Source organism: Nocardia sp. Tas62D01 (assembly GCF_055232035.1).
Window position 1 is genome coordinate 4,995,619 of sequence record NZ_JBUYUZ010000001.1, and the last position, 11,951, is coordinate 5,007,569.

Genomic DNA, 11,951 nt, shown 5'->3' on the forward strand with positions numbered 1-11,951 from the left:
CTACCGACAACACCGTGAGCGGAACGACGAAGGCCGCCTTTATCTTTCGATGAGGGCGGCCTTCGTCGGCTGACCGTGTCAGACCACGGTGGAGGTCAGCGGGCGAAGAGCAACGCGCGCTTGACTTCTTGGATGGCCTTGGTGACTTCGATGCCGCGGGGGCAGGCGTCGGTGCAGTTGAAGGTGGTGCGGCAGCGCCAGACGCCTTCGACGTCGTTGAGGATGTCGAGGCGTTCGCGGGCGGCTTCGTCGCGGCTGTCGAAGATGAAGCGGTGGGCGTTCACGATCGCGGCCGGGCCGAAGTAGCTGCCGTCGCTCCAGTAGACGGGGCAGGAGGTGGTGCAGCAGGCGCAGAGGATGCACTTGGTGGTGTCGTCGAACCTGGCGCGGTCGGCTTGGCTCTGGATGCGTTCGCGGGTGGGCTCGTTACCGGTGGTGATCAGGTAGGGCTTCACGGCGCGGAACGCGTCGAAGAACGGCTCCATGTTCACCACGAGGTCCTTTTCCACGGGCAGGCCGCGGATCGGCTCGACGGTGACGGTGACGGACTTGCCGTCCTTGGGCACCATGTCCTTCATCAGAACCTTGCAGGCCAGTCGGTTCACACCGTTGATCCGCATGGCGTCGGAACCACACACACCGTGCGCACAGGAGCGCCGGAAGGTGAGCGTGCCGTCCAGGTAGGACTTGATGTAGATGAGCACGTTCAGGAAGCGGTCGGTCGTCAGGACCGGCACCCGGAACGACTCCCAGTGCGCGCCCTTGTCGTCCTCCGGGTTGAACCGGGCGACCTTGACGGTGACCATGACCGACCCGTCGGGGACCGGCGCCGGCTTCTGCGATGTGGGTGCTTCGGCTACAGCAGTCATCAGTACTTACGCTCCATCGGCTCGTAACGGGTCTGCACCACCGGCTTGAAGTCGAGGCGGATATCCGAAATGAGATCCGGGCTCTCCTTGTAGGCCATCGTGTGCCGCATGAAGTTCACGTCGTCGCGGTCCGGGTAGTCCTCGCGCGCGTGGCCGCCGCGCGATTCCTTGCGGTTGAGCGCGCCGGCCACGGTGACCTCGGCAAGCTCGAGCAGGAAGCCGAGCTCGACGGCCTCGAGCAGGTCGCTGTTGTAGCGCTTGCCCTTGTCCTGCACCGTGATCCGCGAGTACCGCTCCTTGAGCGAGTGAATGTCGGTGAGGGCCTGCTTGAGGGTGTCCTCGGTGCGGAACACGGCGGCATTCATGTCCATCGTGTACTGCAGCTCAGTGCGGATGTCGGCGACCCGCTCGTTGCCGTGGTCGGACAGGATCAACGCCAGCCAGTCCTGCACCATCTGCGCCGGGTTCTCCGGCATCTCCACGAACTCCGTGCGGTGCGCGTACTCCGCGGCGGCGATGCCGGCGCGGCGGCCGAACACGTTGATGTCCAGCAGCGAGTTGGTGCCGAGGCGGTTGGAGCCGTGCACCGAAACACACGCGCACTCGCCCGCCGCGTACAGGCCGGGCACCACATCGGTGTTGTTGCGCAGCACCTCGCCGCGGATCCGGGTCGGGATGCCACCCATCACGTAGTGACAGGTCGGCATAACCGGCACCAGTTCCTTCACCGGGTCCACACCCAGGTAGGTGCGGGCGAATTCGGTGATGTCGGGCAGCTTCTCCTCGAGCACGTCCTCGCCGAGGTGGGTCACGTCGATGTAGACGTAGTCCTTGTCTGGTCCGGCGCCGCGGCCTTCCAGCACTTCGAGCACCATCGAGCGGGCGACGATGTCACGCGGCGCGAGGTCCTTGATGGTGGGGGCGTAGCGCTCCATGAAGCGCTCGCCGCTGGCATTGCGCAGGATGCCACCCTCGCCGCGGACGGCCTCGGAGATGAGGATGCCGAGGCCTGCGAGACCTGTCGGATGGAACTGGTGGAACTCCATGTCCTCCAGCGGCAGACCCTTGCGGAACACGATCGCCATGCCGTCGCCGGTCAGCGTGTGCGCGTTCGAGGTGGTCTTGTACATTCGGCCCGAGCCGCCGGTGGCGAAGATGATCGACTTCGCGTGGAAGACGTGGATTTCACCGGTGGCCAGCTCGTATGCGACGACGCCGGTCGCGACCTTGCCGCGGTCGGTCTCGCTGATCACCAGGTCGAGCACGTAGAACTCGTTGTAGAACTCCACGTCGTGCTTGACGCAGTTCTGGTAGAGCGTCTGCAGGATCATATGACCGGTGCGGTCGGCTGCGTAGCAAGCGCGGCGGACCGGGGCCTTGCCGTGATCGCGGGTGTGTCCGCCGAAGCGGCGCTGGTCGATCTTGCCCTCGGGGGTGCGGTTGAACGGCAGACCCATCTTTTCCAGGTCCATCACCGCGTCGATGGCCTCTTTGGCCATGATCTCCGCGGCGTCCTGGTCGACCAGATAGTCGCCACCCTTGACGGTGTCGAAGGTGTGCCATTCCCAGTTGTCTTCTTCGACATTGGCCAGCGCGGCGCACATGCCACCCTGCGCCGCACCGGTGTGGCTGCGGGTCGGGTAGAGCTTGGTCAGTACGGCGGTGCGCGCCCGGGGGCCGGCCTCGATCGCCGCGCGCATGCCGGCGCCACCGGCACCGACAATCACGACGTCGTAGCGATGCTCCTGAATCCGGGATTCACTCATCGAGGTGGCCTGTTCCTAACTGATGTTGGGGTCGAAGGTGAAGATGACGTAGGTGCCGACGGTCATGATCAGGATCATCGAGACGACCAGCGCGGTGTTCAGCCAGAACCGGGTCGAGTCCTTGCGGGCGTAATCCGCGATCACGGTGCGCAGCCCGTTGCCACCGTGCAGCTGGGCCAGCCACAGCATGGCCAGATCCCAGAGCTGCCAGAACGGGCTGGACCAGCGACCCGCCACGAAGGCGAAGTTCAGCCGCTTCACGCCGCCGTCGAGCAGCAGCATGATCGTCATGTGCCCGAGCACGAGCACAATCAGCAGCAGGCCGGAGAAGCGCATGAACAGCCACGCGTACTTCTCGAAGTTTGTGTTGGAGCGGGCCCGCGGCGAGCGGGGCAGGTCCAAGCTGGCCGGCCGGTCGTAGGACTTACCGATAATGGGTGCGCTCATGCCTCCACCTCGCTGACGCTGGGTTCCGGCATGAGCGCACTGGCGGCTGCGTTCATTGTTCGCTCGCTGCACTCACTCATATCAGTGCTCCGTGAACAGGTAGAAGAACTGGCGGCCGATCGCGGGCACCACCAACAGGAACCAGACCGCGAGGATGATCCAGAGCATCAGGCGCTGGTACTTCGGGCCCTTGGCCCAGAAGTCGACCAGCATCACCCGGACGCCGTTGAGCGCGTGGAACAGCACGCACACAACAAGACCCATCTCCATCAGCGCGACGATCGGGTTCTTGTAGATCTCGATCGCCGAGTTGTACGTGTCGGGGCTGACCCGAACCAGCGCGGTGTCCAAGACGTGCACGAAGAGGAAAAAGAAGATGGTGACACCGGTGATCCGGTGCAGCGCCCAGGACCACATTCCGGGGTCGCCTCGGTACAGCGTCTTCCGCTTCGGCTGTGCCGGAGCTTCTATCGTGGTCATAGAGTGCGGTCGCCTCCAACGTCGTTGATGGACCCGGTCACAGATCCGACGCCGGCATGCGCTGGGTGCGTTTGCCCAGGTGGCTGCGCTCCGGCCCGCCGCCGGGAACCTGAACCGATCTGTTGTGGACTCTAATCCCCTCGCAATGCCGGAACTAATTCGGCGTGCCGTGCGTTGCGCGATAATCGGGCGAGTTAGGTTTACCTTTCTTGTCATGTAGAGGGTTGCGCGGCGGCCCTCGCACGGCCTTGTTCGGCCTGGTTCACGGGAGGTAGTCGATGCCGGAAATCGACTGGAATATATTGCGCGACAATGCTATTCGAGTTATGCGTAACGCCTATGCGCCGTACTCGCGGTTCCCGGTCGGCGCGGCGGCGCTGCGCGCCGACGGCCGAATTGTATGCGGGTGCAATGTGGAAAATGTCTCATACGGGTTGGGTCTTTGTGCCGAATGCGTACTCGTCGGTAACTTGCATTCGGGTGGTGGAGGCCGCTTGATAGCCGTCTCCGTGACCGATTCCCGCGGCGAAATCCTGATGCCCTGCGGCCGTTGCCGGCAGCTGCTCTATGAACACGGCGGGCCCGACCTCATGATCGACCACAAGCCCGGACCCGTCCCGCTACGAACCCTGCTCCCCGACGCTTTCGGCCCGGACGACCTAGACGCCGGGCAGCGGTAAGGCTGCGGCGGGTAAAGGTCGTCAGCAGTCTGCGTCGAGCGCGGCGTCGATCTCCTCGTCGGTGGCCATCGTGACCTCCGGAATATCGGTCGGCGGAATCCCGAGCCGCTCCATGATGAGGGTCAAGCTTCGTCCAACGCCGTTCGAGTGGTCGGTGACTCGGCCGGCCCAGATCTCGAGTCCGGTCACTCGTCGCGTCAACTTCAGCTGAGACTCGCCGAAGCCTTCCTCGACGTCACGGACGCGTGTCTCGAGCTTCGTCACGCGTCGATCCATGTGCGCATATGTCATCGCTGCCCCCAGCCTCGATCGGATGATGCGCAGAGGCTATCGGAGGCCACCGACATGAACCAGGGTTCGGCGGGATGTCGTGCCAGACTGGCCGAGTGACGGCATTGGACGCGGTTTCGATCATCACCACCAAGCGGGACGGCGGGGAGCTGTCGGACGCGCAGATCGACCGGGTGGTCGATGGATTCACCAAGGGAGCGGTCGCCGACGAGCAGATGGCGGCGTTGGCGATGGCGGTGGTGTGGCGGGGGATGACGCGACGCGAGACCGCGCGGTGGACGGCGGCAATGATCGCGTCGGGACAGCGGATGGACTTCACCGATCTGCCGCGGCCGACGGTGGACAAGCATTCGACCGGTGGGGTGGGCGACAAGATCACGCTGCCGTTGGCGCCGTTGGTCGCGGCCTGCGGCGCGGTGGTGCCGCAGCTGTCCGGCCGCGGGCTCGGGCACACCGGCGGCACCTTGGACAAGCTCGAGGCGATTCCCGGCTGGCAGGCCGACGTGCCGGTGGCGCGGATGCGGGAGATATTGGCCGACCCGAGCATCGGCGCCGTGGTGTGCGCGGCGGGCGCCGACCTGGCCCCGGCGGACAAGCGGCTCTACGCGCTGCGCGATGTCACGGGGACCGTCGAATCCATCCCACTGATCGCGAGCTCGATCATGAGCAAGAAGATCGCGGAGGGGACCGCCGCGCTGGTGCTGGACGTAAAGGTCGGCTCCGGCGCGTTCCTGAAGACCATCGAGGGCGCCCGCGAATTGGCAACGGCGATGGTCGAACTCGGCACCGACGCCGGGGTGCGGACCGTCGCGCTGCTGACCGCGATGGACACTCCGCTCGGTCGCACCGCGGGCAATGCACTCGAGGTCGCTGAGTCGGTGGAGGTGCTCGCCGGTGGCGGCCCCGCCGATGTCGTCGAGCTGACCCTCACCCTGGCTCGCGAGATGGTCGCGCAGGCCGGACTCGACATCGACCCCGCCGACGTCCTTGCCGACGGTCGCGCGATGGACCACTGGCGCGCGATGATCCAGGCGCAGGGCGGTGACCCGGACGCGCCGCTGCCGCGCGCGAAACACACCGAGATCGTGCGCGCCGAGCGGGACGGCATGCTCACCGGCATCGACGCGATGGGCGTCGGCATCGCCGCCTGGCGGCTCGGCGCGGGCCGCGCCAGACAGGGTGATCCGGTGCAGGCCGGTGCGGGCATCGAAATGCGTGCTAAGCCCGGCGATTCGGTCACCGCGGGCCAACCGCTGCTCATGCTGCACACCGATACCCCCGAAGCATTCTCCGGCGCTCTTGCCGCCCTCAGCGATGTCATCACCATCAACGACGGCGGCGACTCGAAGCCGAACACCGAGCTGATCCTCGACAGGATCGGGACCTGAGCCGAGCATCGTATCGAAAGACTCAGTTGGCCAAGCGATTCTTCAGCGGGCCTTTACGCCATTACGCCGGGGACGGCGACCCGAGCGGACGAGATGAGGTCGATGTCTCGGGGCGACGCGCCCGAGAGGGCGATCACAAGTGATGACGCGCACCAAGTGGGCAGCTTGACCCCGGTCATGCGGCTAACGTGTGTTCATGACAGGACCGATGCCTTTGACCCTTGCCTCGATCCGCCGAGCTCCCAAGGCGTTGCTACACGATCACCTCGATGGTGGCTTGCGGCCCGCGACGGTTTTGGAGCTCGCCGCCGATTGCGGTTACGACGAACTACCCGCCTCCGACGAGGCGGCGCTCGCCGCATGGTTCCGCGACGCGGCCGACAGCGGCTCGTTGGAGCTCTATCTGGAAACCTTCGCCCACACCGTCGCGGTGATGCAGACACCGGAGGGCCTGCGACGGGTCGCTCGCGAATGCGCGGAAGACCTGGCCGCCGACGGCGTGGTGTACGCCGAGGTGCGTTTCGCGCCCGAACAGCATTTGGAACGCGGGCTGACGCTGGACGAGGTGGTCGAGCACACCCTGGCCGGCTTCCGCGAAGGGGAGGCGGCCGCCGCGGCGGAAGGTCGCCCCATCGTGGTGACCTGCCTGCTCACCGCCATGCGGCACGCGGCGCGCTCACGCGAGATCGCCGAGCTCACGGTCCGATTCCGCGACCGCGGCGTCGGCGGCTTCGATATCGCGGGCGCGGAGGCGGGTTACCCACCCAGCCGGCATCTGGATGCCTTCGAATACATGCGGGCCAACAGCGCGCACTTCACCATTCACGCGGGTGAGGCGTTCGGGCTGCCCTCGATCCACGAGGCACTCGCCTTCTGCGGCTGCGACCGGCTCGGCCACGGTGTGCGGATCACCGACGACATCACCGTCCCCGGCGCGATCGAGGACGCCCGCCTCGGGCTGGTCGCGAACTATGTGCGCGACATGCGGATTCCGCTCGAGCTGTGTCCGTCGTCGAACGTGCAGACCGGCGCAGTTCCCTCGCTGGACAAGCACCCCTTTGATCTTCTCGCCCGGCTGCGCTTCCGCGTCACCGTCAACACCGACAACCGCCTGATGAGCGACACCGCCATGAGCAAGGAGATGGCGAAGCTGGTGGACACCTTCGGCTACGGCTGGAGCGACCTGGAGCGCTTCACCATCAACGCCATGAAGTCGGCGTTCATCCCGTTCCCGGAGCGGCTTCGCATCATCGACGACATCATCAAGCCGGGCTACGCGGTTCTGCTCGGATAGCCAAGGGCGCCAACAGCTTCCGCGAACGCTCGGGCTGGATCTAGTTGAGACGGATCCAGATCTGTTCGGCCCGGCCGAGCAGACGAGTGTCCGCACCATAGAGGGTCGTCGAGGCGAAAGACTTGCGGCCTTGTGCGCCGTGGTTCTCGCCGACGGCCACACACGCACTCGCCGACTTCGGGCCGCGCGTGCACGGTGGCCGTCATCGAACCGAGCACCGCGGGCCGCTCGAACATCCCGGGCAGCGACCAGCCGCCGGGGCAGTCCATCGCGGCCCACACACGGCGGTGTCCAGCGGCAGCGAATCGTCGGGAACCCATGGCCCCGCGACGTTGCCGGATTCGGGCGGCCCGTCGAACCGCGTCCGAATCCGGAGGCTCGCTCGCTCACTGCTGGGCAAGCCGACTCTCGAAGTTGCGCTCCAGGTCGCGCCAATTCTGCGCTTCGGCGGCGAACGGCGGGTTGGGGGCCATCCGGTTCGGGTCCGGGTTCAGCAGGTAGGAGACGTACCAGCCGAGCGGGTTGGACTGGGCCAACGCCTGCTCCACCGTGTCGTCGTCGGCGTAGTCGGCGGCGTCGGTGAACAGTTCGACCGCCAGATCGAGCTGCTCGATGTCGACCGCCTCCGGGCCCTCGGCCAGATCGTCGGCCAGGCCGGGCAGCACGTAGACGTTCTCGTCGGTGACCTCGACCTCGAGCGATCCGTCAACGGCGGCGGTCTGCACGTCGGTGTAGGTGCTCACCCGCGCCAGATCGTGCTCGTGGTCGTCGGCCAGGTAGCGGGCCAGGGCCCGCTCGGAGCCGAATACGGTGATCGAGCCGTCCTTGCCGAGGAAGATCGGCTCGTCGTCGAGGTAGCAGCGCAGCGTGAAGTAGCTGCCATCGGACGTGACGATCTTGACCGGGTCGATGCCGACCTCATGCCAGAACGACTCGTCCTCCTCCTCCTCCTCCTCGTCTTCGTCTTCCTCTTCGTCGTCCGCGTCGAGATCGACGGTCTCGAACTCTTCCTCTTCCTCGCCGTCGGCCACATCGTCGGCGTCGACGACGTTCTCCTCGGCGGCGAGCAGCTCCGCCTCCGCGACGGCCACCGCCTCGGTGTCGACATCCGGGGTCTGCACCACCGAGTCGATGGCATCGAGTACGTCGTCCCAGCCCTTGGCGATGGCGGCGCCGATCTGGTCCCACAGTTCTTCGCCGTCGCGCCCGAGGAAGGCGCTGACCCCGCCCGGCAGCGCGCCGAGCACGGGATGCGAGCCGAAGAACTTGGTCACCACCTCCAGCTCACACACCTCGCCGATATTGCGAACCATGGCGAGGGTGTCCTCGAGCTCCGCGATGGTGTCCACGTCGGCATCGCCCGCGGCCAGCTCCGGCACCGCGACCAGATCGAAGGAGAAGTTCTCCTCCGGCTCCAGCTCCACCGCGGACAGCCCGGCGACGACCTTCCACGCCGGATGGTCGATGAGGTCGTTGTCGGAGTTGGTCCGGATGAACGCGGCCAGTTCCGCGACGGACTCGAAACCGTAGAGGGAATCCTCATGACCGAGGAATGCCTCCCACTCGTCGTCACCGTCGCGCCAGCGCGGTGCCCACAGGGTGACGAGATCGCCGTCGGTCAGGCCGAGCTCGATCGGGACGATGTCTCCAGAAGCCATGAGCGGAAGCCTAACGACCTTCCGCGTCAGGCACTATCCGGCCTGCCCCCAATGGTTCCCGGAGCGCCCTCCGGCGCCGGGACGAACGACTCGTTCAGTGTCGCAACGACCTTCGAACGCTGGGTGCCAGCGTCCTCGGCGGCCTGCCTACAGGCCCACACGATGAGCTGTCCGACCTCGGCTGGCGGCAGCGAAGTAACCGACTCCGAGAGGGTCAGCGAGACCAGTGCGCCGTCACTGTCGACCTCGGTGCTGACCGCGCCGTCTTCGGTGCGGAACCGGCCGCGCACCTGCCCGAGGCCGTACAGCGCGGCCTCGAGCGCCTCCAGCTTCTGCGTCGCGTTGGCGACGAGAGCGTCCATCTCCGCGCTCATGACTGCGCCTCGCTGGCGCTCGGCTCCGTCATGAGCGCGGGGCGCGCTGTGCCCATGCTTCGCTCACTCATACCGGCCTCATCCAGCTCGTGGGTCCCGTGTCCGCGTCGTCGATCCGGTCCAGCTCGTCGACCGCGGCCTGGCGGGTCGGCAGGTTGAGGCGGTCCAGGATGTCGGCGGGCATGCCGGCCTCGGCAAGCAGTTCGCGCCTGCGGGCCCGTGCGGCGACGGTGGAGCGCTTGGTCAGCCGGAGGATCTCGTCGGCCAGAGTCTGTGCGCCGTAACGGTATTCACTGCGCTCGAATTTGATCTCGACCGGCATGCCCTGATCGGTGGCGCGGACCGAGATGGTGCCGGAGCGGTTGGAGCTCGCCGCCACGGTGACGTTGGGGACGGCTGGTGGCTTCGGCTCGGTCATGACGTCGGCCTGTAGAAGCCGTAGAAGTCCATGCCTGAGTTCTCCGTTCGAATCGAGCTGATCTGGACCGGGTCACCGGCCTCGACAAACTGCCCGTTGCCGACCACCATCGCGACATGGCCATCCCAGATGGCGAGGTCGCCGGGCATCAGATCACCGGGGGACACCCCTGTGTGCCCCATGCCCTGTTGGTTGGCCAGCCGGGGCAGATCGACGCCTGCCTCGCCGTATGCGTACTGTGTGAGCCCACTGCAATCGAGTCCCGCGCCGGGGATATTGCCACCCCACACGTAGGGCGTGCCGACGGCGCTGATCGCCGCGCGGACCGCGGTCGCCGCCTGCTCGTTCGGCGCCTCGACGATGCTGCCGTCGGGCAGCGTGACTTTCACACCCTTGCCGTCGTTGGCTCCGGCCGAGCCGCTGTTGGGCTGCGGCGTGCCGGGGGTACTCGGCGAACTCGGCTTGGACGGTGACGCGCCGGACGACGAGGGGGTGCCGACCATGCTGGTGAGCATCTGGCCCGCGGCGCCGCCGACACCGGTCAACGCCGACATCACCTGCTGCGCGCCTGCGCCGCTGGTCAGGCCCGCGGGCACGGTTGCGAGCGACGTCGGCGGTGGCGGGGTCAGTTCGGTCATCGACGCGGTCTGCGTGCCGAGCTCGTTCTGCACCCGGCCGACGACGTTCATGGCCTGGCCGAGATGGTCGATCGCGGAGCCGACGATGACCGCGAGGCCCTCCGGCGTCACCAGCGTCGGACCCATGCCGACCGCGGTGTTCACGAACGACTGGACGATCCCGGTCAATTCCTTCTGACCGGTCTCGATCTGGGCGGCGGCCTGGTCGACCACGGTAGCCATATCGTTGCCGCGGTCGGAGATTGTGGCCGCAGAGGTCTGCACCCGCAGCGCCTTCGCGGTCGCGGAATCGGCGGCCCGGCCGTCCCACGCGGTGTTCATGTCGTTGATGCTGTTGCGGCCGAGCGCGTGGATCTGATCGATGATGTTCGACGTGGCCTGCAGTTGGTTGGAGGGGCCGTCGCTCGGCAAGACTCCCGAGCCGAAGCTGCCGAGCAGGTCGAACAGCGGCTTGGCCAGCGCGTTGATATCGATCACCTGGTCACCCACCCAGTCCGGGGTTCGCGGTGTTGATCGCGGCGGCGTTGGTGTGGTCGGTCTCGTCGAGGACGACGGCGGCGCCGGTGGCCGCACCACCCATGCTGGTCAACACCGCCGAGAGCTGGCCGATGGCCGCGACGTGCCCGGCGTGGGCCGCGGCGTAGGCGGCCATGAAGTCACCACCGATCAACCCCATGATCGGACCGAGTAGCGCGGGATCGGCGCCCGCCGCGCCCGCCCCGGCTGCCGCCATTTCACCGGCCATGACATGGGCGGTCGCGCCATAGGCGGCGATGCCCTCGGTGTCTGCCGACATCTTTCGCATAGTGCTTCCCCCATCTGTTTGTTCCCAGGCAGAGTACGTCATCCACCTAGTTCGACGCGCTGCCTTCCGAATCGGTTCCAGCCCCTGCCAAAAAAGATTCCGGACGGAGGAACGACATCGAACTCTGGGTCGACCTTATCGTTTCCTCATGCACACGCACACCGTGGACCACCCTCTTGCCGCCGCATTGCTGACTACCATGCGTGATGCCCGCACGCCGAACCCGGCCTTCCGAACGGCGTTGCGCGATCTGACCGGAATCCTGATCTACGAGGCGCTGCGTGCGGCCCCGGTGACACGGTTCGAGGTTGCGACGCCGGTCGCCTCCGTCGAGGGTGTGCGGCTGGCGCAGCCGCCGCTGTTGGTGCCGGTGCTGCGGGCCGGTCTCGGCATGATCGACGCTGCCGCCGAACTGATCCCGGATGCCAGGGTCGGCTTCGTCGGCATCGCGCGCGACGAGCAGACCCATCAGCCGGTGCCGTATATGGAGTCGCTGCCGGAGGATCTCTCCGACCTGCCGGTGTACGTGCTCGACCCGATGCTGGCCACCGGTGGCTCGATGCGTCACACCCTGGAGTTGCTGGTCGCCCGCGGCGCCACCGACATCACCGCGGTGTGTGTGGTCGTGGCGCCGGAAGGCGTTGCTGCGCTGGCAGATTCGGGGTTCCCGGTGCGGCTGGTCACGGCTGCGGTCGACACCGGTCTGAATGCGGACGCCTACATCGTCCCTGGGCTGGGCGACGCGGGCGATCGCCAATTCGGTCCCCGCTGAAGGGATTGCGGGCACCGGGGAGTTTCGACGACCCGGATGTCAGGACGTTTCGGTGGCGGGACCCGGCTGCT

Annotated in this window: 14 protein-coding genes; 4 read left to right on the forward strand and 10 right to left on the reverse strand. The window is 66.7% G+C overall.

The features are described 5' to 3' along the window. Nucleotides 1–95: 95 nt before the first annotated feature. The 4 genes from ACV7NQ_RS23430 to sdhC form a co-directional block, all read right to left on the reverse strand. Nucleotides 96–869: a succinate dehydrogenase iron-sulfur subunit gene (locus tag ACV7NQ_RS23430; RefSeq protein WP_463361609.1), complete on the reverse strand. Its 774-nt coding sequence runs from the start codon at nt 867–869 to the stop codon at nt 96–98. Beyond that, the gene (gene sdhA, locus ACV7NQ_RS23435; protein ID WP_463361610.1) at nt 869–2,635 is read right to left on the reverse strand and encodes a succinate dehydrogenase flavoprotein subunit; all 1,767 of its coding nucleotides are present in this window, start codon (nt 2,633–2,635) and stop codon (nt 869–871) included. The genes ACV7NQ_RS23430 and sdhA overlap by 1 nt, the downstream gene beginning before the upstream one ends. Nucleotides 2,636–2,650: 15 nt before the next feature. Continuing rightward, nucleotides 2,651–3,082: a succinate dehydrogenase hydrophobic membrane anchor subunit gene (locus ACV7NQ_RS23440; protein ID WP_463361611.1), complete on the reverse strand. Its 432-nt coding sequence runs from the start codon at nt 3,080–3,082 to the stop codon at nt 2,651–2,653. A gap of 81 nt (nt 3,083–3,163) precedes the next feature. Beyond that, nucleotides 3,164–3,562, reverse strand: coding sequence for a succinate dehydrogenase, cytochrome b556 subunit (sdhC, locus tag ACV7NQ_RS23445; protein WP_463361612.1), 399 nt, complete (start codon nt 3,560–3,562; stop codon nt 3,164–3,166). 278 nt (nt 3,563–3,840) lie between these two features. On the opposite strand from sdhC, the gene ACV7NQ_RS23450 reads away from it, so the two are divergent. After that, a complete protein-coding gene (locus tag ACV7NQ_RS23450; protein WP_463361613.1) occupies nt 3,841–4,242 on the forward strand; it encodes a cytidine deaminase in 402 nt (133 codons plus the stop codon). Nucleotides 4,243–4,263: 21 nt separating this feature from the next. Here the strand turns inward: ACV7NQ_RS23450 and ACV7NQ_RS23455 are convergent, their stop codons facing one another. After that, nucleotides 4,264–4,506 (reverse strand): hypothetical protein, encoded by a 243-nt coding sequence (locus ACV7NQ_RS23455; protein ID WP_463361614.1) that lies wholly within the window; start codon nt 4,504–4,506, stop codon nt 4,264–4,266. A gap of 122 nt (nt 4,507–4,628) precedes the next feature. On the opposite strand from ACV7NQ_RS23455, the gene ACV7NQ_RS23460 reads away from it, so the two are divergent. Continuing rightward, on the forward strand, nt 4,629–5,921 hold the full coding sequence (locus ACV7NQ_RS23460) for a thymidine phosphorylase (RefSeq protein ID WP_463361615.1): 1,293 nt from the start codon (nt 4,629–4,631) through the stop codon (nt 5,919–5,921). A gap of 196 nt (nt 5,922–6,117) precedes the next feature. Then, nucleotides 6,118–7,215: an adenosine deaminase gene (locus tag ACV7NQ_RS23465; RefSeq protein WP_463361616.1), complete on the forward strand. Its 1,098-nt coding sequence runs from the start codon at nt 6,118–6,120 to the stop codon at nt 7,213–7,215. Nucleotides 7,216–7,601: 386 nt separating this feature from the next. Here ACV7NQ_RS23465 and ACV7NQ_RS23470 read toward each other — a convergent pair whose 3' ends face one another. From ACV7NQ_RS23470 to ACV7NQ_RS23490, 5 genes are all read right to left on the reverse strand, one after another. Then, the gene (locus ACV7NQ_RS23470; RefSeq protein WP_463361617.1) at nt 7,602–8,873 is read right to left on the reverse strand and encodes a primosomal protein; all 1,272 of its coding nucleotides are present in this window, start codon (nt 8,871–8,873) and stop codon (nt 7,602–7,604) included. A gap of 26 nt (nt 8,874–8,899) precedes the next feature. Then, nucleotides 8,900–9,247, reverse strand: a complete 348-nt coding sequence (locus ACV7NQ_RS23475; RefSeq protein ID WP_463361618.1) for a YbaB/EbfC family nucleoid-associated protein — start codon at nt 9,245–9,247, stop codon at nt 8,900–8,902. 67 nt (nt 9,248–9,314) lie between these two features. Then, complete coding sequence (locus ACV7NQ_RS23480) at nt 9,315–9,665, reverse strand: hypothetical protein (RefSeq protein WP_463361619.1); 351 nt, start codon at nt 9,663–9,665, stop codon at nt 9,315–9,317. Continuing rightward, nucleotides 9,662–10,780, reverse strand: coding sequence for a bifunctional WXG100 family type VII secretion target/C40 family peptidase (locus ACV7NQ_RS23485; protein ID WP_463361620.1), 1,119 nt, complete (start codon nt 10,778–10,780; stop codon nt 9,662–9,664). The genes ACV7NQ_RS23480 and ACV7NQ_RS23485 overlap by 4 nt, the downstream gene beginning before the upstream one ends. 4 nt (nt 10,781–10,784) lie before the next feature. Next, the gene (locus ACV7NQ_RS23490; protein ID WP_463361621.1) at nt 10,785–11,099 is read right to left on the reverse strand and encodes a hypothetical protein; all 315 of its coding nucleotides are present in this window, start codon (nt 11,097–11,099) and stop codon (nt 10,785–10,787) included. A gap of 157 nt (nt 11,100–11,256) precedes the next feature. Here ACV7NQ_RS23490 and upp point away from each other — a divergent pair, with 157 nt between their 5' ends. Further along, on the forward strand, nt 11,257–11,880 hold the full coding sequence (gene upp / locus ACV7NQ_RS23495; RefSeq protein ID WP_463361622.1) for a uracil phosphoribosyltransferase: 624 nt from the start codon (nt 11,257–11,259) through the stop codon (nt 11,878–11,880). Nucleotides 11,881–11,951 lie beyond the last annotated feature (71 nt).